Source organism: Vibrio sinus (assembly GCF_023634645.1).
Classification (GTDB): domain Bacteria; phylum Pseudomonadota; class Gammaproteobacteria; order Enterobacterales; family Vibrionaceae; genus Vibrio; species Vibrio sinus.
The window spans coordinates 39,983-63,367 of record NZ_JAMKMR010000020.1 but is presented as its reverse complement, the minus strand read 5'-3'; the positions used below and the strand labels follow the sequence as shown (position 1 = coordinate 63,367).

Annotated in this window: 23 protein-coding genes; 7 read left to right on the top strand and 16 right to left on the bottom strand. The window is 42.1% G+C overall.

The genetic code is table 11. The features are described 5' to 3' along the window. Positions 1-217: 217 nt before the first annotated feature. Positions 218-529 (bottom strand): stress response translation initiation inhibitor YciH, encoded by a 312-nt coding sequence (gene yciH, locus M9194_RS17520; protein WP_250613987.1) that lies wholly within the window; start codon positions 527-529, stop codon positions 218-220. Positions 530-535: 6 nt separating this feature from the next. Continuing rightward, a complete protein-coding gene (locus tag M9194_RS17515) occupies positions 536-913 on the bottom strand; it encodes a DUF3319 domain-containing protein (protein WP_250613986.1) in 378 nt (125 codons plus the stop codon). Between the two features lie 112 nt (positions 914-1,025). Here M9194_RS17515 and M9194_RS17510 point away from each other — a divergent pair, with 112 nt between their 5' ends. Next, the gene (locus M9194_RS17510) at positions 1,026-1,982 is read left to right on the top strand and encodes a tyrosine-type recombinase/integrase (RefSeq protein WP_250613985.1); all 957 of its coding nucleotides are present in this window, start codon (positions 1,026-1,028) and stop codon (positions 1,980-1,982) included. Between the two features lie 13 nt (positions 1,983-1,995). Here M9194_RS17510 and M9194_RS17505 read toward each other — a convergent pair whose 3' ends face one another. Together M9194_RS17505 and M9194_RS17500 are read right to left on the bottom strand one after the other, a co-directional pair. Continuing rightward, positions 1,996-2,985 carry a D-alanine--D-alanine ligase gene (locus M9194_RS17505; RefSeq protein ID WP_250613984.1) on the bottom strand — a complete coding sequence of 330 codons (990 nt, stop codon included), beginning with the start codon at positions 2,983-2,985 and terminating at the stop codon, positions 1,996-1,998. Positions 2,986-3,160: 175 nt separating this feature from the next. Further along, positions 3,161-3,730 carry an SPOR domain-containing protein gene (locus M9194_RS17500; protein WP_250613983.1) on the bottom strand — a complete coding sequence of 190 codons (570 nt, stop codon included), beginning with the start codon at positions 3,728-3,730 and terminating at the stop codon, positions 3,161-3,163. 219 nt (positions 3,731-3,949) lie between these two features. On the opposite strand from M9194_RS17500, the gene M9194_RS17495 reads away from it, so the two are divergent. After that, complete coding sequence (locus M9194_RS17495; protein ID WP_250613982.1) at positions 3,950-6,631, top strand: bifunctional acetate--CoA ligase family protein/GNAT family N-acetyltransferase; 2,682 nt, start codon at positions 3,950-3,952, stop codon at positions 6,629-6,631. A gap of 104 nt (positions 6,632-6,735) precedes the next feature. Here M9194_RS17495 and M9194_RS17490 read toward each other — a convergent pair whose 3' ends face one another. The 4 genes from M9194_RS17490 to M9194_RS17475 all read right to left on the bottom strand — a co-directional run bounded on the left by M9194_RS17490 (position 6,736) and on the right by M9194_RS17475 (position 10,459). Next, complete coding sequence (locus M9194_RS17490; protein ID WP_250613981.1) at positions 6,736-7,620, bottom strand: LysR substrate-binding domain-containing protein; 885 nt, start codon at positions 7,618-7,620, stop codon at positions 6,736-6,738. Between the two features lie 427 nt (positions 7,621-8,047). Beyond that, complete coding sequence (locus M9194_RS17485) at positions 8,048-9,724, bottom strand: SgrR family transcriptional regulator (protein WP_250613980.1); 1,677 nt, start codon at positions 9,722-9,724, stop codon at positions 8,048-8,050. Between the two features lie 67 nt (positions 9,725-9,791). Further along, positions 9,792-10,025, bottom strand: a complete 234-nt coding sequence (locus M9194_RS17480; RefSeq protein WP_250613979.1) for a DUF3389 domain-containing protein — start codon at positions 10,023-10,025, stop codon at positions 9,792-9,794. 14 nt (positions 10,026-10,039) lie between these two features. Next, positions 10,040-10,459, bottom strand: coding sequence for a hotdog fold thioesterase (locus M9194_RS17475; protein ID WP_250613978.1), 420 nt, complete (start codon positions 10,457-10,459; stop codon positions 10,040-10,042). A gap of 82 nt (positions 10,460-10,541) precedes the next feature. On the opposite strand from M9194_RS17475, the gene M9194_RS17470 reads away from it, so the two are divergent. Next, complete coding sequence (locus M9194_RS17470; RefSeq protein WP_250613977.1) at positions 10,542-11,099, top strand: PhnA domain-containing protein; 558 nt, start codon at positions 10,542-10,544, stop codon at positions 11,097-11,099. 97 nt (positions 11,100-11,196) lie between these two features. Here M9194_RS17470 and M9194_RS17465 read toward each other — a convergent pair whose 3' ends face one another. From M9194_RS17465 to M9194_RS17450, 4 genes are all read right to left on the bottom strand, one after another. Next, on the bottom strand, positions 11,197-11,676 hold the full coding sequence (locus M9194_RS17465) for an aminoacyl-tRNA deacylase (protein WP_250613976.1): 480 nt from the start codon (positions 11,674-11,676) through the stop codon (positions 11,197-11,199). A 426-nt stretch (positions 11,677-12,102) separates the two neighbouring features. After that, positions 12,103-12,291 (bottom strand): hypothetical protein, encoded by a 189-nt coding sequence (locus tag M9194_RS17460; RefSeq protein ID WP_250613975.1) that lies wholly within the window; start codon positions 12,289-12,291, stop codon positions 12,103-12,105. Between the two features lie 284 nt (positions 12,292-12,575). After that, positions 12,576-13,538 carry a TerC/Alx family metal homeostasis membrane protein gene (locus M9194_RS17455; protein ID WP_250613974.1) on the bottom strand — a complete coding sequence of 321 codons (963 nt, stop codon included), beginning with the start codon at positions 13,536-13,538 and terminating at the stop codon, positions 12,576-12,578. A gap of 722 nt (positions 13,539-14,260) precedes the next feature. Then, positions 14,261-16,033, bottom strand: coding sequence for a bifunctional metallophosphatase/5'-nucleotidase (locus M9194_RS17450; RefSeq protein WP_250613973.1), 1,773 nt, complete (start codon positions 16,031-16,033; stop codon positions 14,261-14,263). 159 nt (positions 16,034-16,192) lie between these two features. Here M9194_RS17450 and M9194_RS17445 point away from each other — a divergent pair, with 159 nt between their 5' ends. Next, positions 16,193-17,824 carry an ATP-dependent endonuclease gene (locus tag M9194_RS17445; RefSeq protein WP_250613972.1) on the top strand — a complete coding sequence of 544 codons (1,632 nt, stop codon included), beginning with the start codon at positions 16,193-16,195 and terminating at the stop codon, positions 17,822-17,824. Positions 17,825-17,872: 48 nt separating this feature from the next. On the opposite strand, the gene M9194_RS17440 is transcribed toward M9194_RS17445, so the two are convergent. After that, a complete protein-coding gene (locus tag M9194_RS17440; protein ID WP_250613971.1) occupies positions 17,873-18,442 on the bottom strand; it encodes a YceI family protein in 570 nt (189 codons plus the stop codon). Next, positions 18,439-18,990 carry a cytochrome b gene (locus M9194_RS17435; protein WP_431769420.1) on the bottom strand — a complete coding sequence of 184 codons (552 nt, stop codon included), beginning with the start codon at positions 18,988-18,990 and terminating at the stop codon, positions 18,439-18,441. The genes M9194_RS17440 and M9194_RS17435 overlap by 4 nt, the downstream gene beginning before the upstream one ends. 392 nt (positions 18,991-19,382) lie before the next feature. Between M9194_RS17435 and M9194_RS17430 the strand changes: the two genes are divergently transcribed. Next, positions 19,383-20,018: a hypothetical protein gene (locus tag M9194_RS17430; protein ID WP_250613970.1), complete on the top strand. Its 636-nt coding sequence runs from the start codon at positions 19,383-19,385 to the stop codon at positions 20,016-20,018. Here M9194_RS17430 and M9194_RS17425 read toward each other — a convergent pair. Then, positions 20,011-20,658, bottom strand: a complete 648-nt coding sequence (locus tag M9194_RS17425) for a response regulator (RefSeq protein WP_250613969.1) — start codon at positions 20,656-20,658, stop codon at positions 20,011-20,013. The two genes, M9194_RS17430 and M9194_RS17425, sit on opposite strands and share 8 nt — an antisense overlap. Beyond that, positions 20,655-22,373, bottom strand: coding sequence for a nitrate/nitrite two-component system sensor histidine kinase NarQ (gene narQ / locus M9194_RS17420; protein WP_284676630.1), 1,719 nt, complete (start codon positions 22,371-22,373; stop codon positions 20,655-20,657). The genes M9194_RS17425 and narQ overlap by 4 nt, the downstream gene beginning before the upstream one ends. Before the next feature lie 220 nt (positions 22,374-22,593). On the opposite strand from narQ, the gene napF reads away from it, so the two are divergent. Both napF and M9194_RS17410 read left to right on the top strand, forming a co-directional pair. Further along, the gene (napF, locus tag M9194_RS17415; RefSeq protein WP_250613967.1) at positions 22,594-23,106 is read left to right on the top strand and encodes a ferredoxin-type protein NapF; all 513 of its coding nucleotides are present in this window, start codon (positions 22,594-22,596) and stop codon (positions 23,104-23,106) included. Beyond that, complete coding sequence (locus tag M9194_RS17410) at positions 23,093-23,359, top strand: chaperone NapD (RefSeq protein ID WP_250613966.1); 267 nt, start codon at positions 23,093-23,095, stop codon at positions 23,357-23,359. Before napF ends, M9194_RS17410 begins: the two co-directional genes overlap by 14 nt. Positions 23,360-23,385: the final 26 nt, after the last annotated feature.

Sequence of the window (23,385 nt, the reverse complement as noted above, 5' to 3'; positions counted from 1 at the left end):
CGAACCTATCTTCTACTCCATCACTAAACCTTACTCCAGACAAATCATTAAACATAACAACCATTTACCATAAAATACTTAATAATCAGTCTGTTAATCATAGATTCTCATTCTAATTATTAGTAGTAAGTCATTGGATAATGAGCTCTTCGTGTGAACACTAATTGAAACAAGAAGAGCTTCGTGTAGATTGATAGCTTAGTAAGTTGACCGGTGATTACCCGCCAGCGAACTTAACTTTATAACCTTTCTTTTCTAGGTGGGATTGGATTTTTTCTCTGGCGTCGCCTTGAATCTCGATGTTTCCATCTTTAACTGAACCACCGCAACCGCACGCTTTCTTAAGTTCGGCTGCTAACAGTTTTAATGGCGCATCGTCCAAATCTAGGCCTGTTACAATGCAAACGCCTTTTCCTTTTCTGCCTTTAGTTTGGCGTTGTATGCGGACAATACCATCGCCTTTAGGACGTTGAACTTTTTCTTTTTCAGGTTGAATGCGACCGACTTCTGTAGAATAAACTAGACTCATTATGCGTTACTTCTTCTGTTGCTGTAATGCTTTTTGTTTAGCAACCAAGTATGCCTGTATGTGCCTCTCAAGTGCAAGTCTACTTCCTTTGATCAGTCTTCCGTTAAAGAAGCAATACCACGCATTCGGTTCTCCAGTATCATTTTTAAGAGTGAAGCCATTGAAGTCTTCTTGCATAGACTTCTCGTCTCCCTCTTTGCGCTTCCCGACGTTCTCAAACTCTCGGGGGTCAATGATCGAGTTGGTATCTACATACCAATCGACACTTTTTTTAACTGCGTTTAATGACCCAACAAGTGTTGTGTCCTTGATTTGAACTTGCCAGACTTCGGTTGAACTTCCACTGGTTTTTAGATTAAAGCCACGGTATAGGGTAACAGCCATAATTATTCTTACTAAGCCTTGTTAACTTTATTAGTTATAATTAAATAATAATTGCTTATCTAATGTTATCAAGTATATTAGTAAATTAAATACTTAGTTATAGTGCATGATAATGAGAAAAAACATACCTATAATTACCAACCAAGAAGAACTAAGTCATAAAATTAACGTGTTTTCACGGCAAATCACACTAGAAGAGCTTGATAACTTGACTAAAAGCGAGTATTCGAGAAATTCTTTACTTGCGATGGTTAAAGATTGGAATTTGTATCTTGAGTTTTGCCAAGAGAAACATGTAACTCCACTCCCCGCCTCTATTACTGCGGTAAGACAATATATTGAAAAACTGGCTACAAAACGTAAGTATGCGACGGTTAGACGATGTGCTGTCACCATAGGGTTGCTGCATCGAATACTTAACCAAAAGGACCCAACAACCAACGTTCAAATTCGCAACATATTGACTCAAATTAGGCTGAATAAACACGGCGATGCCAAACAAGCTACACCACTTCAGCTTCATCATATTCAAGAATTAGAAACACTTATTTCTAATCCCCCTTCAATACAAGAAGTACGCGATCTTGCTATTTGCTATGTGATGTTTGAATGTGCAATGAAACGCTCAGAATTGAAACAGTTAGTATTTTCAAACATGCACCAAAGAGAAGACGAACAATATGTTGCCATCGGAGATTCAAATTACCGACTAAGTGACAATGCAAAAAAAGCATTGGATCGCTGGACTAGCTTAATTTCTCTGCAAGAAGGAGCGGTCTTTCGAGCCATTGATAAACATGGAAACATCGCGAGTAATCTCATGGATGATTCAACGATCTATCGGGTTATGAGGCGAGTTGGCGAAAAGTTAGGAATCGATACAAAATTGTCTGGTCAATCTGTCCGTATCGGCGCTGTGAAAGAGTTGGCGAAACAAGGGCTCAACCCTAAAGATATTCAAGTGTTTGGGCGCTGGTTAAGTCCAGCTATGCCCTACCAATACCTTGGTAATGTAGAGCAAGCTGAGTCAGAGAAAATCATCTTCAAATCAATTAAACCTTGGCGCTAACCAAACTGTAAGCCTAACCATCGGATATGCATGATTCTAGGAATTCACTGAACAAGTGACCATTGTTGATAAGCATCTTAGGAAACATTGAAATTGGGGTCATACCAGGGAAGGTATTCACTTCATTGAGATAAATTTCACCGCTGTCTAGCAAGAAGAAATCTATTCGCGATAAATGTCTCAGTTTGAGGTGCTTAAACACTTTTTGTGCATGGCTTTTTATACTCGACAATTGAACCTCAGTGAGACCCTGCGCTTCTACTTCGGTGATCGAGTGACTGCTTTCACTGTATTTTTCGTCGTAAGAATAGAATCCGTCTTCAGGGGCGATAATTTCTCCTGGTTTGGTTATGAATAATTCTCCGTCGATTTCATATGCCGCCACCTCAAGCTCTCGAGGCGTTAGCGCTTTTTCAACTAAAACTTGATCCGAGTATTCAAACGCAGCGCTAATCGAGCCAGCAAGTTGGTCAAGTTGCGTTACCTTGTAACAACCAACTGAAGACCCCTGCCGTGCGGCTTTAACAAACACACTACCCCATTTTTTGAAGGCATCTTCAGCATTTTGCATTGCGCTTTCATTGTTATCGCTTAAAAATAGGTATGGCGTATTAGGTATGCCAAGTGTGTCGTACCACAGCTTTGAAGTTATTTTATTAAAACTGTTTGAGCTTGCTTCCGGGCCGCACCCTAAGTACGGAATACCCGCAAGTTCTAGCATAGATTGGATGTCCCCAGTTTCCCCTGGATAGCCATGAATGCACGGGATAACAAAGTCGATTTTTTTTGAAGAAGTGGAGCAATTGATTGACGCGGTATTCGTATCGAGATAACAAAGCTGCTCGTTGTCATTAAACCAACCAGTCTTACGAATTTCTACTCGTATAACGTCAAACTTACCGGTGAGATTTAACTGCTCTTGCACATAGTTGGCAGAAACTAAGGAGACTTCATGTTCAGCAGAGCCTCCTCCGCATAATAATAAAATTGTCTTAGTCGTCATGAAAACTCTTTCCTTGATGAAGCGTTAGGAATGGTTACCTATGATAATCGATATCACCTTAAAATCCACGCTTTTGACGGATAACTCACAATAAGCAAACCATACGATGCATCTGCAGCCAATTTGTATGCAGTGTATACAAAAAAGAGCTCGATTGAGCTCTTTTTTATCGTTGTTAGTTTAGCTTGTTGAGTGTTGGGTATTCCGAATTTTTTATCGTATCAATACTTTTGACAAACGGTTTTAAGTTTCTAAACTCTGCTGGCAAGGATGATATCGCCTGCCTTGCTTCCGTTTTTGTCGCATAGTCTCCATATAAGACCGTATACCACTTAGTGCCATTGACTACCTTGTAGTTTTCCCAAATTGGTTGCCCTTCTGCGGGTAACTTGCGTGCAAATTGGTCCACTTTGGTTTGTGTACCCACTGCCACTACCTGGATGGTGTACCCGAACCTTGGGTTCTTGGCGACTTGTTTCGCGGTCGGAGGTATAATGGCAACTGCTGGTTTGGCTTTTTGAGAGGCCATTGCATCTTTCGAGCTGGACACAATTTTTTGCGGCTCTGTCATTATGTTCTTTTCAGTCACACCATTCATTGTTCCATCTTGTGAAACAACAGGTTGATCTACTTTAGCTACTGGATACGCTTCACGATAACTTTCTGAGCTAACATCCACTGTATACGAACCTGTCGAGCATGCTGACAAAAGTACTGACATTCCTACTATCGCTGTTTTCTTCATGAAATCTCAAATGCTCCGAAAATATAACCTACCGTAAATCATGCCGTTAGCATGGCCTATAATCAACCCACCTGACTAATATTATGTTGATACACTGTGACTTAAGACACAAAGTAATAGCATTGCTAGGATTAATTGATCAAAGGACATAAATAATTGACCAAAACAAAGAGTTGAATTGATACCCTACCATAAGAAGTCACGTTGCGGATTTAAACAATGAAAAATTTAGAGCACTTTTTTAGACCCAAATCTGTGGCTGTTATTGGCGCTTCAACCAAAGCTGGCAGACCAGGCAACGTCGTAATGAACAATCTGCTACATGGCGGGTTTGACGGCGTGATTATGCCAGTATCACCAAAGTACAAATCTGTCTGTGGCGTATTGGCGTATGCAAAAGTTGCGGCGCTACCACTTGAGCCTGATATTGCGGTTTTGTGCACCAAAGCAGAACGCAACATCAAGCTTTTCGAAGCATTAGCAAAAAAAGGCTGTAAAGTCGTTATAGTGCTTTCGGCAGATATCAGCAATACCGCTGATGATAACGTACCCTTGCAAGATAAGTGCTTAGACATTGCCAAACGCGCCAAAATGCGAGTACTCGGACCGAATAGTTTAGGTATCATGCTCCCTTGGATTCGTCTTAATGCCTCTTTCTCGCCCATTCCAGCTGAACAAGGCAAAATTGCATTTGTTTCTCAGTCCGCTGCGGTTTGCACCACAATACTAGATTGGGCAAAGGATAATCAAATCGGTTTTTCTGCCGTGATTTCTCTTGGTAATGCTTATGAAATCAGCTTTGCCGATATGCTGGATTGGCTGAGCTCTGAGACCAAAACCACCGCTATTTTGCTATACGTGGACTCAATTTATGATGCAAGGCGATTTCTTTCGGCTGCAAGGGCTGCCTCCCGGAATCGTCGAGTTTTGGTACTGAAAAGTGGTAGAACCAAAATGGGTCAAGCAGCAGTCAAACTGCACACAGGTGGTGAAGATTCATTAGATATTGTTTATGACTCCGCAATCCGACGTGCGGGAATGTTACGAGTTATGACAACACATGAGCTTTTTGCTGCGGTAGAGACCCTAACCCATTCGGTGCCTTTGAGAGGTGAACGTATCGCATTTATCACTAATGGCGGTGGTCAAGCAATTATGGCCGTAGATACGCTTGCCGAGCTAGGGGGCAAGTTGGCGAAACTGGATGAACCACTTCTGCACGAGCTTTCTTCCTTCTTACCTTATAGTTGGAGCAAGGCCAACCCAATCGATATTGCGGGCGATTCCGATCCGCAACGCTATATTCAAACGTTAAACGCCGTGATGAATAGTGATATTACCGATACGATAGTCATCATGCATAGTCCTTCATCGATCGCACCGGGTGTGGAGACGGCTCGGAGGTTGATTGATTTCATAAAAAATCACCCTAAACGTCAACGATTTAATATCTTGACCAATTGGTGCGGTGAATATTCTGCCAAGCAAGCAAGAAACTTGTTTTCTGCCGCTGGCATTCCCACTTACCGTACCCCGGAAAGTGTATCGACCGCTTTTATGCATTTGGTAGATTATAGAAGAAATCAGAAACATTTAATGGAAACGCCTTCTACAGCTCAACAAATAAGCTCTAGTGAGGTCGATAAATCGATAAAGTGGTTAAAGCAACAATTACAAGTTGAACCCACAGTTCACCTAGAGACCCACCAAATTGGCTATTTTTTAGAACATTTAGGTTTTAACGTCTTACCGACATGGGTTGCATCGACTGTAGATGAGTCCTTAAAGGTGGCAAACAATATCGGCTACCCTGTTGCAGTTAAGCTACGCTCTCCCGAAATTGCCCACAAATCCGACGTGCATGGCGTCATGCTGAATTTGCAAGACGATGATGAAGTGGCCAATGCGTCCCGCGGTATATTTCAACGAGCAAAACGTGTATTTCCAAGTGCAAATATCGAAGGGTTCGTCATACAAGGTATGGCGGAAACCAATGGCGGGGAAGAGCTAAGAGTTAAAGTAAAAAATGACGAAGTGTTTGGCCCAGTGATACTGATAGGCCAAGGAGGCTCAGAGTGGGACGAATCAAGAGATGCTGAAGCCGCGTTGCCCCCACTCAATTCGACCCTTGCGCGGTATCTAATTATTCGAGCCATCAAGACGGGTAAAATTCGTTACAAGAAGCTCATTGAGCCTATTGATATAAAAGGTCTGTCTCAATTCCTGGTTCGGTTATCTCAAATGGTGATTGCATGCCCACAAGTATTTGAGCTTGATATTCACCCACTATTGGTAAAAGAAGACAAGTTCACCATTTTAGACGCGAGACTCACTCTTAGAAGTTATCAAGGAGAAGCACAAAAGCGCTTGGCCATCAGGCCCTATCCAGTTGAACTTGAGCAAAAAGTTCAGTTGAAAGACAACACTCTTATCTTATTAAGGCCTGTCTTACCTGAAGACGAACCTCTGCACTCTGCGTTCGTTAAAGGGGTATCAAAAGAAGATCTTTATAAGCGCTTTTTTACTGAAGTGGGCGAGTTGAATCATGAAGCATTGGCGAAATTAACCCAAATCGATTATGACCGAGAAATGGCGTTTGTTGCAGTTCATGGTGAAGGAGATGGAAAGCAGATTCTGGGGGTATCGAGAGCGCTGATCGATCCTGATAACGAGGTGGCAGAGTTTGCTATTTTGATTCGATCTGATCTTAAACGAAATGGCTTGGGTAAAATATTGATGGAAAAGATCATTCAGTACTGCAACGAAAAAGGCACAAAAAAACTGATTGGGATAACCATGCCAAGTAACCAGGGAATGCTCAAACTCGCCTCACGCCTAGGTTTTACATTAAATGTTCAGTTTGAAGATGGCACTGCTGACATGACGTTAAAGTTGAACTAATGGCTAGACTTTAAAGTAGCCGACAGAGCCGGCTACTTAGCTTTTGCCGCGTACAGCAAAGCTGATAACTCGAACAAAACTCATTCAAGAAAAATTAATATACGCTAAATTTTCCATTGATTTTTGAGATACTGAATACACCAAGATTTGGCCTCTCCGCTAGTATTTCTTCGCCAAGCAACCACAATATCAGCGGACCGCTCTTCTCCACCCTCAATCAATTTCAAATCTCCAGAATCAACAAGCGGCATGGCGACTTGCTTTGGCAAGGTCCCAATTCCTAATCCTGCTTTTAACGCTTCGACTTTTGCGTAAAAGCTTGTCACAGTTAATCGGGGTTGTTTTTGTAAGATATTGACACTTAATGCCGCTTGTTCACGAGCGGTATCGGCAATCGCAATGACACGATATTTTTCACGAGCCTCTTCATCAAATACTCCCTTTCGATTGTGAATATAGTGACTAGAAGATGCGACCCAAACCATTGAAAATTTACCAATAACCTCAGACTTTACCTCGGGCGGCGTAGCTTTAATCTTAGGGCATACGAGTAAATCAGACCGACCTTGAAGAAGTGACTCCCAGCAACCTGCTAAGACTTCTTCTTGCAGTTTAATCCTTGTTTTGCCTACCTGACTAAAAGCTTCAACAAGGGGGAAAAAAGAATCAACGGTAATGATGCCGTCAAAGGCGATGGTCAGATCTGGCTCCCATCCATTGGCAAGTAATGTAGCTTCTGTCACCATATTATCGGTTACAGCGAGAATCTGCCTACCTTGATTGAGTATTAATCGGCCAGCATCAGTAAAGGAAGCCTTGTGACCAGAGCGATCAAAAATAATTAAATCAAGATCTTGTTCGAGCTTCTGTATTTGATAGCTTAAAGATGAAGGCGCGCGTTCTAATTCTACGGCAGCGGCGGCAAAACTACCGCGCCGTTCGATGGCATCTAATATATGCAATGCTTCTAAAGTAATGGGGCTAGGCAAAACCGACTCCACGTTATGGTATTAAGAAAGAACCGTATACCCAAGTTACTACAATTAGCTCTACAATAAAAAACAAAAAGCCAGCGGCTGACCACTGGCTTTCCAACAATTCTGTAAGCACCTTTATCGTAATGACTTCGAGATGCGGACGTAGTTTGAAACAGATTTGTTATTTTGAGTTTTTCATCTCTTTTCTAACCATAAGTGTAGAAGCAGCGATGAAAAGAATGGTCAAACCTAGTCCCATGGAGCACCTCAAAAAATTGGACAAAAAGTAAACGTAAATTAAGTGGCGCCTATAGTAACAGTTTCGTTTTTAGTTAATAGCTTTTATTGATCGAATTACGAATTTGTCGATACAGATCAAATTGTGAATTGTTAAGTCACTGAATCATTACCAATTAATAGGCATGTTGTTTCTTATTTGCTAATCGGGCTTTAACCATACTTGACTAAAATCAAACCAACCTAATGCGTTACACTTTGCATTTTGTATAGACCCACAATGGTCTTTACTTACTCCGAGCCAACAATGAAACATCGGTATCATTTGTTTTTTTTCGACCAAGGATTTTCCTAACATCTGACTAGGGAAATCTTTTCTCGTACCAGAGCGCCACTCATCAATTAAAGATCTCCAAACTTGGTAATCTTTTTCTATGCTGAACGCTTTAATATCGCTGGAGTTGAGCAACCACCCGGCGAGCGCATCTTCTCTATGAGTGGTGATACCCATAGGTTTGATCCATATGTCCACTTGCTCGCTGTGAGGTAGTTCCATGTCATATTTAATCAGTTCAACAGTCAAACCGTCTGATTTCAATATTTTTTGTATGCTTTGCGCTATAGCTGGAAACATCGGGTGTTGAGAGTAATACGCGATTTTTATCTTATCCACTTCTGGCGGTTCTACGCCACTGTCCGCTTGAGAGTGGTGATACCAACCGGGCTTCACACCGTGAGCCGGTAATATTCCTAGTTCCGTAATTTGTGACGGCGATATATGGCTGAATAGATTCAATGAGTTGAGCTTGTTTAAAAAATAAGATGCCCACACTTCGCATTTTGCCAATCCATTTTTTCTGTTTAACAAAAGGTAAGTGCATCCTGGGTCAAGCTCTACCCCTTCAGTCATCGTTCCTTTTTTAGGTTTAGTTAAGCTTGGAAAAATAATGGATGAGTGAACTTTATCAATAACCCACACCTCCACTTTATCCAGTAACGGCCTAAAGCCAAAATAGTTATCGTTAGCTTGGAGTACCAATCGCTTATTGTCGTTTTGCAATACTCGATATGGGCCCGTCCCAATGGGTAATCTATCGAATTCCTCAGGTCTTGAAGCTGACTCTGGCAATATTTTTGCGCAAGACTCAGTGAGTAGCAGTGGCAGCTGAACATCTGGTTGATCTAAGTGGATATCCACAACCCATTTAGCTGGAGATTCCAGCTTAACAATGTGGCTAAAAAGATCGGTTTTTCTTAGTTCTGATAAGCTATCCAATATATTCTGAATCGTGAGTTGATCGCCATTATGGAATCTCACGCCAGGTCTAATATAAAAACGCCATTGGCAGTCTGAGATTGCTTCCCAAGCATGAGCGAGATCGGGCTGTACCGACTCGTTTTCATCCAGTCGTATCAGCCCACTGAAGATTTGCCTCGCAATATGAAGTTCTGAGCGGCGCATAGGCTTTAACGGATTAAGCATAGAAAGCGGACGATAGTAGGGCAATCGAATAACCTGTTCACCGGCTTGCTGCTGTAAACCCAGATAACCTTCAACAACCTGCGACAGTTTTACCGTGTCATGACCCAGTACGCCCAATGCCTGCTCGATTTTCCCTTCTTCTAAGTAACTCTTAGCGAGCGACTCACTGATGTCACCTCGACTTCGTTGAAAAATGAGTTGAGATAGTTTTCCTCGACCTGGAGTGGGTCGCCACTCTATCCAGCCTTCTTCTTCCAACTTATTTAAGACGATACGTGCATTTCGCCGTGTACAAAACAAAACTTCAGTAATTTCATCCAGTTGTACTTCACTGTTTTCACCACCATAATGTTCAAACAGCTTTTCAAACTGAACTCTAAGTCTAGAACTAACCATAAAGGGGAAATATCATCCAAAGTCTACTCAACATTCGTTTCCCCATTTTAGCGTACCTAGTACTTATTTAGCGAATTTCACATCCTATTTGTTGCGCTACTTCCTGTAATTGATGCTGAGAGTCCAACTTAATTGACCACTTTACCTCCCCTGTATTCGCGGTAATCACATTTGCACCATTACCTATTAAAGTAACCGCATCCGAGCTAGCCTGCATGGTCACCATACTTGTGCTGTTTTCTTTTACTACTATCTCAAAAGGGGTCACGATGATTTTCCCACCTGAATATTGAATAACCACAGATATAACCTCAATTATTTTCTTTTGACCGCAACCGTAAGGCGACTAGTACAAACTAAACGTTCTCTTTCATCTTTAATTTGAATCTGCCAGACTTGAGTGGTGACTCCCAAATGCAGTGGTTCGGCGACTCCGGTTACCACTCCACGCCTCATTGAACGAATATGATTGGCATTGATATCTAGCCCCACACAATATGAACCTTCTTCAACACAAAAATTTGCCGCTATCGAGCCTAGCGTTTCCGCCAACACCACAGAGGCTCCACCATGCAACATACCCAATGGTTGATGTGTAAACGAACAAACTGGCATTGTCGCTGATATTGAAAAGTCATCAAAGCTCGTGTATTTGATGTTTAAGTGCTCAACTAAGGTGTCTTTTGACGTGTGATTTAACACTTCTAAGCTCATATCACGTTTCCAAATCGCCATTTATCATGCTCCATTTCTTTACTTCAATGCGGTTAGAACGCCATAATACACGCGTTTTGTCCCATATCCGCGAGTAATTTTTATGTCTATCGAAGCTTCGCTTCATGAACGCAGCCAATCAACCTGTGAGCTCTGCTCTAGTCAGACTCACCTTTCAACTTATGTTGTACCACCTCACAGCCAGCTCACGGTTGATCATGCCATCTTGATCTGCGAAAAGTGTTTATCTGAGGTTGACTCCCCTAAAGATATCAATCACTGGCGATGCCTTAGTGACAGCATGTGGAGTCAAGTACCTCCGGTACAAGTCGTGGCTTGGCGACAACTCACACGTTTAAACTCGGAAAGCTGGGCACAAGACTTGCTCGAAATGATGTATATTGAACCAGAGCAGCTAAATTGGGCTATGATTGGCATGTCAGACGACGACAAGCCACTCGATTGTAATGGCGTAGAGCTAAAGAAAGGTGACGACGTCACGGTGATTAAGGATCTTCCGATTAAAGGGAGTTCGCAAGTCATCAAACAAGGGACGGTCATACGTGGAATTAGCCTAACGCCAAACGACCCGACGCACATACAAGGAAAAGCCAATGGCCAAGCTATGTTTGTTATCGCCAAGTATTGCCGTAAAAAGTAGGCGGCTGAGTTTGGGCCCTCATTCCTAAACGTAGGTGAAATAGAATAAGGCGCAATCTCTGCGCCTTATTCATACTAAACATGATGTTACAAACGAATCAATGGTATATCTGCTTTCCAAAACGCAAGTGTCTTGCATTAGACATGATATTTTGAAAAGTATACTTATCCAAACAGATTAAGGTTTCGTGATCACCTGCTTCTAGGTAGACCTTGTCTAAATTATCCAGAAGTTCATCGCATGCAACCATCATGTTATAGGGTTCACCCAACGGTGGAACAGCGCCTTTCTCACAATCCCAAAATAGTCGGTAAACCATCGGCTCTCTTACCAAGTCATATTTCGCGTTAAAATTATCATTCAACACTGAAAAACTTATTTTCTTGTCGGCAGGTAGTACAGCCATCAATCGGTGACCTTGGTGATCCTCTAGAATCACTGCTTTGGCCAGCTGGCTCAATGGAATTTTGGATGCAAAGGCACTGTCAATTGAACTGGTACTCTGATAATGAGAGATGACGTCGTAATCAATATCCTCGCGATCCAGATATCGGGTGACTCTTGCTGCAATTGTCATAACGTTCTCCTCCAACGCAATTCAAACTGTATGAAAAAAGCGTATACCCAAGTATAGTTTTTAAATGACAACTTCGCGACGGAGCTACTGAAAAGACACCAGGTCAAAAAATGACATGAATATTAGTATATCCCTATGTAATTCAAAGAAATAAACCGAACCATTAATAGAATCATTGATTACAAAATTAACACTACAACAATTAGTTAATTTATCGTTAAATAATTGTGAAACATATTGTTTACCTTACTTACTGTCCATGTTGCAATATTAAGTAAACAAACTCGACTTAATATCCCCCTTCCCCCATGTAACATGACAACGCCGCTTTTTAAAAGCGGCGCTTTTTTGGCAATAAAAAAACCAGCCTTATAAAGCTGGTTTTTATCGAATCTTGTCTTTCAAATTAATGTGGTTTAAGTACCACTATCGGTTGATACCAATATCTCTTTGCATATGGCCAGACAATTCACTTACATTATAGCAGTGAGCCGTCTTGCTCTCAGTAAAGAGCACATCCAATAGATGCTTAAGTAGTCCTTTAAAATCAACCGAGTAGCCTTTTTTACCCATGTCACTTGATGCAACAGTTTCTACGTTAATTGCGTGTGCCATATGCGCCTCTCAGATGGTTGTGATTCAGATTTCCCGCGCATAATAAAAAAGATCACATACGATATACAATGACATATTTTGATTTTTTTAATTAGTTTTTCTAATGAAACAAACCCTTAACAACCTGAGAGTTAATTATGCAAATAAGACAAAATTTACGCATATTTAGTCTAAGATATCGCATATTAACTCCCTCTCACTCATCGCCTATGTTATTGTTCACAAAAACTCAACATGAGACATTTGTCACACTAATAATTTCAATGCACACGCTCATAAAATTACTAATTTTTTTGCATTATCTCGTTTTTATTCAAACCTTTACGTTTATCCGCAAACACTGAAAGTATCACTGCGATTGACATGGTCACCAATAATACCGTCAGAGATACAGGTGTTGGAATCGCCCACGATGTATGCACAAGAGCCATTTTCACCCCGATAAATACCATGATGAACGACAATGCTGGTTTGAGGTAGATAAACTTATCAATCATCCCTTGAAGTACAAAGTACAGTGAACGCAACCCCAGTAAAGCGAATACATTAGCCGCCAACACCAAAAACGGCTGATGCGTCACAGCAAATATCGCAGGGATAGAATCAAGAGCAAAAAGCACATCTGTGAAAGCAATAACCACAAGGACAATCGCAAACGGAGTGATGAATCTTCGCCCATTAACGCGTGTCACCAATTTAGTTCCCTGGTATGTGTCGGATACCGAAGTTAGTTTTCTAATCAGCTTTTCAGGCCAAGGGTTGAGCTCATCGTCACTTTTATCTATCGCAAGGTGTATTCCTGTCCACACTAAGAACGCTGCAAATACGTAGAACAGCCATTGGAATTGATCAAGCAAGTGGACACCAACAACGATCAATACCCCTCTAAGTATCAAAGCACCAATAACACCTAACAGCAGCGCTCGAGGCCGAAGTTCATTAGGCACCGAATACTGGCTAAATATGATGGCAAACACAAATAAGTTATCGACGCTGAGGGATTTCTCTAGCAAATAGCCCGTAATAAAGGCTGTACTGGCCTGAGGTGCAGTATATGTACTCGCTGGGTCGATTTCAGCCCAAAAATAATAAATAAATACCGCAAATGCGAAAGCGAGTAAGAACCAAAAGATGCTCCAAAGAGCGGCTTTTTTAATCGTGATTTGGCCATTGCGAGTCTGCCAAATATCAACGAGGACAAGAAGAACGGTAAAGGCGAAGAACAAAGAATACATACTAGGGGTCATAAATCCTCCAAATGCGGAAGGATCGGCAAATCTTGCCCCTGACGAAACCTTCCGCAAACAAAAATCGCTAACCTTCAGCGTAAATGCTGAAAGCTATCACTTAAGTTGCGTTGGTCTCGTCGAAGTATTAGCAACTGGAACTAATACCCATACTTACCGGATAAGCTTTGCTTAACGAGATGACGATAAGTATGCTCTAGGCGACTACTCCCCAAAACGTCTCGATAGTATATTGATTCTTAAGGCGTGTCTACTATTTGAGGTCAACAAATTATATTCTTTAAGCATTGTTGTAATTTAGGGCGTGTTTACCTTTTGCGACTATTTTTGCAGCGCCTTGGCGTTATTTTATGCTAGGCAGTGTTTATGCCGTGTAGCCATCTACACAAATAAACGCTAACAACGCAGAAAGTTACGCCAAGGCGTTGCCCGAAGGCTTCGATTCTAAGCCTTTTACTCTTTGTTACAGGCTAATTACTTAGAATAACTAAGCTACTTAGCCTGCGCCGCGATTAAAAGGCTTAGAATTCGAACAAAATTTAGCCTCAAAAGGTAAACACGCCCTAGCATATCTATACACCAACTATTGGTAAAAAATACACCAATGCCGACCACACACCGATCCATGCTGCAACGAGCATAAAATCCATCCAATCTTTATCCCACATAGTCTCTTCCCATTTGAAACCCCTTAAAGCGAAGCCGGGCGTTATAGGAAAAAGTTAGCAACCTTTGTGCCAGTGGCGTTTTAATGATTGGTTCGCATCAAAATGGCTGATGACTTCGGGGTGATCGGTTAAAAGCTCAGTAAAACAATCTGCCATCGAGTACTGAGAAACAAATCCCTCACCTTGCATCTGTAAAATCGCTTGGTACCCTTCTTTCCCCTTCATAGAGTATGCAGACGAGCTCCCCGTGTAGATTTTCGTTTTTTCAACAGGTTGCCAGCCAAGCTCTGGAGTAAATATTTGAAGCTCTTCCACCCGGCTACCGAGCAGGTTTTCCGCCATGTAGCGGTATTTTAAGTTGTACGTATATGGATAGGAGCCTGTACCTGTACCATTAACACCGTTGTTAGTGGCATTGTTTATTGCACCTTCAATGATTAAAGCAATGACTTCACCAGTCACTCGATAGCAGCCGACAGGGACAGCAAAGGGCAAAAGCTTGCCAGCGACATCGGCTACAGATAACTCTCCAGCATTAAGTGACGTCCGCACCCCGCCAGCATTGTGTATCACGAACTCAACTGACTGACCATTCTTATTCAACATGTAATAAAACGAATGAGCCACCAACGGCGCAATTTCGCTGCCACCTTTTTCGTCAGGCAGGCGGACATGGCGAAGGTTTCTATCAACGTTAGCAATCACCTTTTTCTGCAAGGCTCTGACCCGTGGAACGTACTTATCAAGTAACATACTTTGCACTTGCGGGTCTTTTTTGCATACGACAACATTCGGGTGACGACCTAAGAAATCACACGCTGCAATATGCGCGTCATCGTCTCCCACTTGATCCATGCTGGCGTTTAAAAACAGTCGACGACCGAGTAACAGTTCATTTCTTCCAGAAAAAGAGATGACGCGGCCCTGTGCATCAAACTCAATGTCACAATGGCCTAAAGATAATGCATTACATCCTGACTGAACGATACGGATATCGTTCACAACGACTCCGTAGTGATCTTGTTTTCCTAAGCCAATAGAAGAAAAGTCACCTTGTAATGTGTGGCTGTGGCCACCAATGATTAGGCTCAAGCCTGACACTTGGCTAGCCAGTTGCTTGTCTTCTTCATATCCCAAATGACTAAGCAAAATGATCTTATTAATACCGTTTGATCTGATATCACTGATGGTGTTTTTTACCGTTTCAATTGCGTTAGCAAATGGCGTATCTAGATCTGGATTTGCTATCGCCGCCATTTTGTCTATCGACACACCAAATATAGCAACCGGTTCATCACCTACCCATTTGCATAGCCATTGAGCGCTTTGAGTTGATGGCACATAGGACAAAACATTGGATTCCGTACTGAGTGTATTATGCTTGGTTAAATCCTCTTTGGATAAATCCCAGTTTCCTGCCAAAAATGGGAAGTTTATCTTGCGAACAAATGCCGCAACTGGCGCATTCCCCATATCTAGCTCATGATTTCCAAGTACCATTGCATCAAGCTGAAGCTCATTGAGCATGTCAGCATTTGCTGTCCCTTTAAACAATGAAAAGTAAAGTGTGCCTTGGAAACAGTCCCCAGCATGCAAAAACAGAAAGCCTCGACGCATTCTTTGCGCATCGCTTCTCAGCTGGTGAATTCGTGTTGCTATTCTGGCAAAACCACCGGCACTGACGTACGGGCGTAATATTTGCTCACCTTGTTTAAGAGTGAGTTGTAGCGAAGTAGGTTCGAAGTAAGAGTGGGTGTCATTGACGTGCGCTATTGTAAGCTTAAGCAGCTTATTAGTTATCTCGTTGTTTTTATATTCTCTATTCATCTTCAATACACTAGCACATAAAGTGTGACAGAACCATGATGACTCGGTAAGCGTGAGTTAACTCAGCTACAAACCCGTCATTTTGCATTATGCTTATAATGTGCAAACAAATAGTTAGGAGAAGATTTACACTTTTGTAGAAGATTAGGAGTTGACTCTATGCGGTTAGAACGAATCGAGATATCTGGTTTTAGAGGAATCAAGCGCCTTTCTCTTGCGTTCGACGATTTAACGACCCTTATCGGGGAAAACACTTGGGGTAAATCCTCGCTATTGGATGCTCTATCTATCGTCCTGCCAGCTGAAGGGGATCTTTATCAATTCGAAATGAGCGACTTTCATGTCGACTATTCCATTTCTCACCCACAGACCCAACACTTACAAATCATCCTTAGTCTTGTCGCGTCAGATAAAAAAGAGCTTAATTCGGGACGTTACAGGAAAATTAAGCCCATCTGGATAGAGGATGCAACAGGTACCAACAAAATATATTACCGTATTAGTGCCAGTCGTGATGGATACAACGTTACTACAAAATACGCGTTCCTTAATGCCAACGGATCTCCTTTGCCCATTCATCACTCAGAGAAGTTCGCCTATGAACTTACCACTCTTCACCCTGTTATTCGTCTAAAAGACTCCAGGCGCTTTGAGCGGCAACCAAATGGTAACAATGGTGGCAATGCACGTATTGAAAAGCGGATTAACAACACTTGCCGAAGATTGCTGGCTATTCCCGGCCATGTTAATAAAGGAGAAATGCGTAGTAGCTTAAGTTCAATGAATAGCTTGATTGAGCATTATTTTTCTTATAAAAGCCCACAGCGAAAAAACCCAAGAAAGCAAAGAGATGGCCTTTTTTACTCCTCAACTCACAATGAAAAGAGCCTATCGGAAGTCGTCGAAGAAACCAAAAGCAAGCAAACGCAACTGCTGTTAATGGGGCTTCTCAACGCTTATCTTCAAGCAAAAGGACCAACAGAGCTGCGACGCTGTGCTAGACCTCTCTTAATACTCGAAGACCCGGAGAGTCGACTTCACCCTACGCATTTAGCGAGAGCATGGAGCTTATTACAACTTCTTCCTATGCAAAAAGTGCTGACTACGAATAGTTCGGAACTGTTAGCTCAAGTTCCTCTGGCGACCATTCGACGGCTTATTCGCCACTCAGACAAAACGATTGCCCGCTCCATCCCAGTTAAAGGATTAAACAAGGATGAGCTTCGCCGTATCGGCTTCCATATTCGATTCCATCGTTCGGCGGCGTTGTTTGCACGCTGCTGGCTGCTAGTGGAAGGAGAAACCGAAGTATGGTTGTTTAACGAGCTAGCTAATCAATGTGGCTACAACCTAGCGGCAGAAGGCGTACAAATTATTGAGTTTGCTCAATCAGGGTTGAAATCGTTAGTTAAGGTCGCAAAAGCGTTTGGCATTGATTGGCATGTAGTTACGGATGGGGATGCAGCTGGCAAGAAGTACGCGGCTTCCGTTCGCGGGCAACTAGACGGCGATACAGAAAATCATAGGCTCACTGAACTACCGGATAGAGATATCGAGCATTTTCTGTATTCTCACGGTTTTGAGCCCTTCTTTAAAGAAATGATACGAATACCACTCGATCACCCAATACCCGCCAAAAAGGTGGTCACCCGGGTACTAAAAAAATACGCTAAACCAGATTTAGCGCTTGCGATTGTGACTTATTGTGAGGAACAAGGTGTAGGGATTATCCCTGTAGAGCTTCGCTGGATACTAAGGCGCGTAATTACTATGGCTAACGGAAATACTTAGCGGATTTGTTAAGTATTTCCGTTCATGACCAGCATACTGGCTTTTTGCTTACTGTTTCACGCCTTCAACGTAGAGTTCCATGTCCACGTAGCTTGAGGCCCCCATGACCGGAATACCGAAGTCAGCCAACTCAAGTTTCGTTAAGCCGGAAAAACCTGCGCGTTGTCCGCCCCATGGGTCTTTGCCTGCACCGATAAAGGAAGCCACTATTGTGACTGGCTTAGTCACTCCGTGAAGTGTTAAGTCGCCGACGATGTCAAACATGCCATCACCCTTATCTATAATTTTGGTGCTCTTAAACGTTGCTTTCGGGAATTTAGACACATCTAAAAAGTCATCACTTCTAATATGCTTATCCCTTTCTGCATGATTTGAGTCTACACTGTCTGTGTCTACCACAACGTCCACACTGGATGCTTCAATGTCTTTTGGGTCATAAGTAAATTTGCCTTCAAACTTATCAAACCTTCCCACCGTAAAACTGTACCCAAGGTGACTGACTTTAAAGTTCACAGACGCATGCGCACCTTTAGTATCAATGACATAATTGTCGGCGTTAGCAAACGTAGGCAGGCTTAACCCTAGAGCAAGTCCCATTGCAAGTATATGTTTTCTCATCGTGAAGTTCCTATCATCTTCCGTAACGTATTGTCTTTACTAATATAATGGTGTTTTAACGCTGCAATAGCATGTAGAGCAGCAAGGCTTATCAAAACAACCGCACTGTATAAGTGAATATCTCCTGCTATATCGGCTTGCTGGTTAAATAACGCTCCAGCTCCAGGTATGGTGAACCAATCAAATACATCAATTCCACGACCATCAGCCGTTGAGATTAAATAACCCGAAACAAACACCACAAACAGCAGCAGATACATAACTAAATGGGCAATTTTCGCCAACACTATTTCTATCGGCTTCCCTTCAACCTTCGGTGACGCTGTCACCGACTTCCAAAAAAATCGAAATACTGTAAGAAATAAGAAAAGGATCCCTACCGACTTATGCCAGTGGGGAGCAAAGTTATACCATTGACTATAATAAGAAAGATCGACCATCCACAAACCAACGACAAACATGCCAATGATGATGATGGCGGATAACCAATGCAGAATTCGAGTCGATAGATTGTAGTTAGTGACGGATTCCATATGTTTATCCTTCATTTTTGTTCCATGCGTACGATATGAGATTACACTCCATCGAAGCCAGCTAGTAGCTCCGTCCTGTAACAAATTATTTACTTCTAATCATCCAATGAAAACACGGTGAATTTGATCAATTTAATCGAATTATTTGAAGGAGATGAAGATATAACGCAAAAATTGCACACAAGAACAAAGTTTCATTTAAAAACAGTGAAAAGAAAAAAAGACATGCTCTTAATATGTAAGATCTAGCTCTTAAACTAAGAGAAAAATTACATAGTGGGTAAGCTCCGTTTTAAACACATTCACTCAAAGTAGATCACGTAGCTTCTAAATAAAAATCATCAATGTAATTTCTGTGTTAGGCTTTTAAGAGTATTTAAAGGTGAAATTCTTCGGAGCAAACTCAGGTGCTACTTGATGTTTTAATTCAAAGTGTTAACGACTTCCAAAGTGACTGTATGGCACTTTGCGAGAAACACTACCCCACTATCCATAACCAAGGCATCAGCGGTAACCATTTAGGCGTTGCTTTTTCCAGGCGACTTTCCAGTACGTTAAATAACTTTGGTCATCAATTTAATTATAGTGCGTTAGAACATGAAATAGAGAAAGAGCCGTCAACGCATTTTAGGGTAAGTTCGGAAGTCGGGACAGTTTGGATTATTACTTCCCATATGACCAGCGCAGGCAATCCTTGCCGAGAGAAATTACTAGACCAGGTTGGCATATGGAAACAAGAATATGGCTATGCAATTCAACCCAATGATTTACTCTTACTACTTTCCGATCACTGGATAAGTCGCAGTAAACAAAGCCGAGAATTACTGCATTGGTGGACAGGACAGCTACCGGATGAAATTGATGAGTACAGTGCTCAAGGCATTAACTTGTTCACCAGCAAGTCGCTACTATCTCAAACACTCGACGAACACTACCAACTCAGCCCCTATTACATCAAATACACTCACCCTATTAAACATTCTAAAAACAAACAGTTAGTGAGAAAGTATTTGCAACTGTACGCTGTAATTCAGCTCAGCTAACCTCTCCACTTTGCTCTAAATACAAGATAGTGGCTGCAGTTCTAGAGGGCACATTCAACTTTTTAAGCAAGCTTTTCATATGCACCTTCACCGTTGCTTCGGAAATATACAATATTTCGGCAATTTGTTTATTCCTATGCCCTTGCGCAACATGTCGTAAAATCTGTACCTCGCGTTGCGTTAGTTGGTCAAAAATTGACTTTTCCCCAGCCATTTTTTCAAGCTGCTTCTGTACAATTTCACTGTATACTTTCTTACCATCTAGCACTTCGTGCATTTGTTGAATCAGACGATCTGGCTCTGTATCTTTCAATAAATAACCATCAGCGCCCACCTCTAACGCCGCTTCAATATCAAAGGCGTTGTCGGAAACGGTTAATACAACGATTGCAGCTTTTGAACCTTCAGACCGAAGCGCACGTAACGTATCTACCCCCGACATCCCCTTCATATTTAGATCTAGAACAATAAGGTCAGGCAACAGCTCATTCGCTTCTGCTATTGCGTCTAAACCATTCCCTACACTGCCGACAACCTCAAATCTTGGCTCCTCTTCAAGCAGCTGAGACAACCCTTTGCGCATTAAAGGATGGTCGTCCACCAGCAATACGCGACAATGTAACTTTTCCTTGTCTATCATTCTGTATTTTCCTTTGGGTACTGAAGAGTCACTTCACTCCCTCGTCCCTTCAACGAACTCACTACCAGCGAACCATTGAGCCTTTGCGCTCGTTCTTGCATTATACTTAACCCATAATGATTGTTTTTTTCAATTCTCGGATCAAATCCAATACCATCATCGATTACTGATATCATCATATGTGAAAGGCTTTCTTGACACTCTATCTGAATGTGTTCTGGATTGGCATGCTTAATGGCGTTTACCACCGCCTCTCGTATCAACTGCAGTACGTGAACTTGCTGATTTGTTGTTAGAGTTAAGCTGGATAATTGATAATTGGTATGGATGACGGCACTTGTTTGCTGACTGAGTTCATTGACAATCTCTGTCAGCGCATGACCTAAGCTCCCTTCTTTTAAGCTAAGTCTAAACGTCGATAGAAGCTCTCTAAGCTGGGTATATGCAGAAGACAGACCGACTTCTAACTCACTAGTCACATCATTGAGTTTGGCATAGTCACGCTGGTTCTTATCACAATCTGGAAGTTGATTGATCGATCGCTTCATTCTTGATACCTGAATCTTCAAGTACGAAAGCGATTGTGCAAGTGAGTCGTGTAACTCTCTTGCAATGGTCGCTCTTTCTTCCATAAGTATCAGCTTTTCAAGCTCTCTTTGTGAACGATAGTAAAACAAAGCTCTTGATAATAGCTGAACAAAACTATCTACGATCGCCTGCTCTGGTTTGTGCACTTCAAAGGCAAAATATAAATAACCTAAGTCTTCTCCCTCCAAGTATAATTTGTACTCCTTTGTTACCCCATTCGCCAGCTCACCAGATTGAACTATATGACTGTTTTCATGAGGCTCTTCAATCTGTAAACGAACCGCATGTATACCATCAACAGAAACCATGTTGTTTAAGATATGGTCGAGGTTATCAAGGTCGATACGGGAGGTGTTCAATTGTTGAGCGGCGTCATAAAGCAGCTCCAATGAACGATTAACTTTGCGCAGTTTATTGGTTTTCTCGTTAACCTTTTTCTCTAGCATGTCGTACTGACTGCCAATCTCGTAAGCCATCCTGTTAAACGTTTTAGCCACCACACCCATTTCACTTTTGCTGGAGTCATCAAGTTGAATGTCAAACTGGTGCTTTTGTACCTTCTCACTTGCAACCAGCAAAGAAGCTAGCGGTCCAATCATTTCCCGCCTAACAAACAACACAACATAAACACTAAGCGCAACAATCCCAGTGAGACCAAACCCACCAATCCAAGCAAGCCGCGTTAGCATACTTTCTGACATTTGTTGAATGTGGAATACAAACCCGTCAATTTGGCTGACAAACAAAGGCATGCTTTGAATAAAGAGTTGTGGTTCCTGACCGTTCAAGGTCTGCTTTACCTTATTCCAGTGATTAAGCAATGCCAAATAATCTTCTTGGATACGTTTGGGGATTAGCCAGCTATCTAGTGCCTGCATGGCCGGCGAGTGAAACGATTTATCTAACAATGCGACGTGGTTGGAGAAGTCGGCTGAGTTGGTATGGATATCATGCGCTAAGCGGTAGCTTTGCATTCTCATTGAGCCAGCAACGTTGACCGCTTCAGCATCATTAACGCTGGTGAGCAAGGTGATCATTGAGAAGCTAGTAATCAGTAGCGACAAGATCACTACAATGCTCATTGATATTGCGATTGTTTTAGTCGCCGATCGCTTAACCTTGCTCAATGTGCTCTCCTAGCCTTTGTTCAACACACGCTTGTTGTGACTACCTTGTTGTGACTACATAGTAACGTAAATTAGATTACTAAATATGTGACCGAGTTCGTTTACCATTTTTGATCTAAAACAATCTTAGTATCTATTTACCACTTTAGGGTTATTTAAGGCCCATCATATAACACTACACTTTGTGTATGTATTATCTTTATCCTCAACGAGGCACAAAGTGGTGAATTATTCTAGGAGAAACTTATTGTCTGGGAGTTTCTGCAATGTTGAACAGCCGCAGCGCCTCCCTTGGTTAAAGAAGCCAGCAGCGTTTACTGATAACTGCACCCAATGTGGTTTGTGTATTGAAAACTGCCCAACGAACGTAATAGAGCAAGGCTCCGGTGGCTTCCCTACTATTGACTTCTCTTCCGGTGAGTGCACTTTTTGTTACCAGTGTGCTGAAGTCTGCCCTGAGCCATTATTCATGCCCGAACAATCTACACCTTGGAATGTCAAAGCCGTCATTGATCAACACTGTTTAGCAGTACAAAACATAGAATGCCGAAGTTGTAACGACAATTGCGAACCACTAGCGATTCAATTCACATTGCAACGTTCCCACGCTGCAATACCTGCTATCAACACTGAACAATGCACGGGATGCGGCGCTTGTGTCAACGTATGCCCGACATCATCAATAAGGATAAAAGTCACGCCCAAAGATGGAGGTGCCTATGTCGACATGTAATGAAATTCACATCTCTAGCTTGGTCGTCCACGCGATCCCACAAGACCTAGACCTAGTCATACAACAAATCGAGACACTAGAGGGAGCCAAAGTGTTTGGCCAAAGTAAAGAAGGAAAAGTGGTCGTCGTACTTGAGACGAGCAACGAAGGTTTTGTTACCGATCTTATCGACAACATTAGCCAACTGCCCAGCGTCATTAGTGCTGCACTGGTTTTCCACCAAATAGAACACGACGTCGACAATCAACAATAAAAATCAATGGAATAATTTATTCCCAT

Excerpts from the sequence above, each read along its gene's own strand:
- yciH (WP_250613987.1), bottom strand. The coding sequence starts at position 529 with ATGAGTCTAGTTTATTCTACAGAAGTCGGTCGCATTCAACCTGAAAAA.
- M9194_RS17515 (WP_250613986.1), bottom strand. The coding sequence starts at position 913 with ATGGCTGTTACCCTATACCGTGGCTTTAATCTAAAAACCAGTGGAAGT.
- M9194_RS17510 (WP_250613985.1), top strand. The coding sequence starts at position 1,026 with ATGAGAAAAAACATACCTATAATTACCAACCAAGAAGAACTAAGTCAT.
- M9194_RS17505 (WP_250613984.1), bottom strand. The coding sequence starts at position 2,985 with ATGACGACTAAGACAATTTTATTATTATGCGGAGGAGGCTCTGCTGAA.
- M9194_RS17500 (WP_250613983.1), bottom strand. The coding sequence starts at position 3,730 with ATGAAGAAAACAGCGATAGTAGGAATGTCAGTACTTTTGTCAGCATGC.
- M9194_RS17495 (WP_250613982.1), top strand. The coding sequence starts at position 3,950 with ATGAAAAATTTAGAGCACTTTTTTAGACCCAAATCTGTGGCTGTTATT.
- M9194_RS17485 (WP_250613980.1), bottom strand. The coding sequence starts at position 9,724 with ATGGTTAGTTCTAGACTTAGAGTTCAGTTTGAAAAGCTGTTTGAACAT.
- M9194_RS17475 (WP_250613978.1), bottom strand. The coding sequence starts at position 10,459 with ATGGCGATTTGGAAACGTGATATGAGCTTAGAAGTGTTAAATCACACG.
- M9194_RS17470 (WP_250613977.1), top strand. The coding sequence starts at position 10,542 with ATGTCTATCGAAGCTTCGCTTCATGAACGCAGCCAATCAACCTGTGAG.
- M9194_RS17465 (WP_250613976.1), bottom strand. The coding sequence starts at position 11,676 with ATGACAATTGCAGCAAGAGTCACCCGATATCTGGATCGCGAGGATATT.
- M9194_RS17460 (WP_250613975.1), bottom strand. The coding sequence starts at position 12,291 with ATGGCACACGCAATTAACGTAGAAACTGTTGCATCAAGTGACATGGGT.
- M9194_RS17455 (WP_250613974.1), bottom strand. The coding sequence starts at position 13,538 with ATGACCCCTAGTATGTATTCTTTGTTCTTCGCCTTTACCGTTCTTCTT.
- M9194_RS17450 (WP_250613973.1), bottom strand. The coding sequence starts at position 16,033 with ATGAATAGAGAATATAAAAACAACGAGATAACTAATAAGCTGCTTAAG.
- M9194_RS17445 (WP_250613972.1), top strand. The coding sequence starts at position 16,193 with ATGCGGTTAGAACGAATCGAGATATCTGGTTTTAGAGGAATCAAGCGC.
- M9194_RS17440 (WP_250613971.1), bottom strand. The coding sequence starts at position 18,442 with ATGAGAAAACATATACTTGCAATGGGACTTGCTCTAGGGTTAAGCCTG.
- M9194_RS17435 (WP_431769420.1), bottom strand. The coding sequence starts at position 18,990 with ATGAAGGATAAACATATGGAATCCGTCACTAACTACAATCTATCGACT.
- M9194_RS17425 (WP_250613969.1), bottom strand. The coding sequence starts at position 20,658 with ATGATAGACAAGGAAAAGTTACATTGTCGCGTATTGCTGGTGGACGAC.
- M9194_RS17410 (WP_250613966.1), top strand. The coding sequence starts at position 23,093 with ATGTCGACATGTAATGAAATTCACATCTCTAGCTTGGTCGTCCACGCG.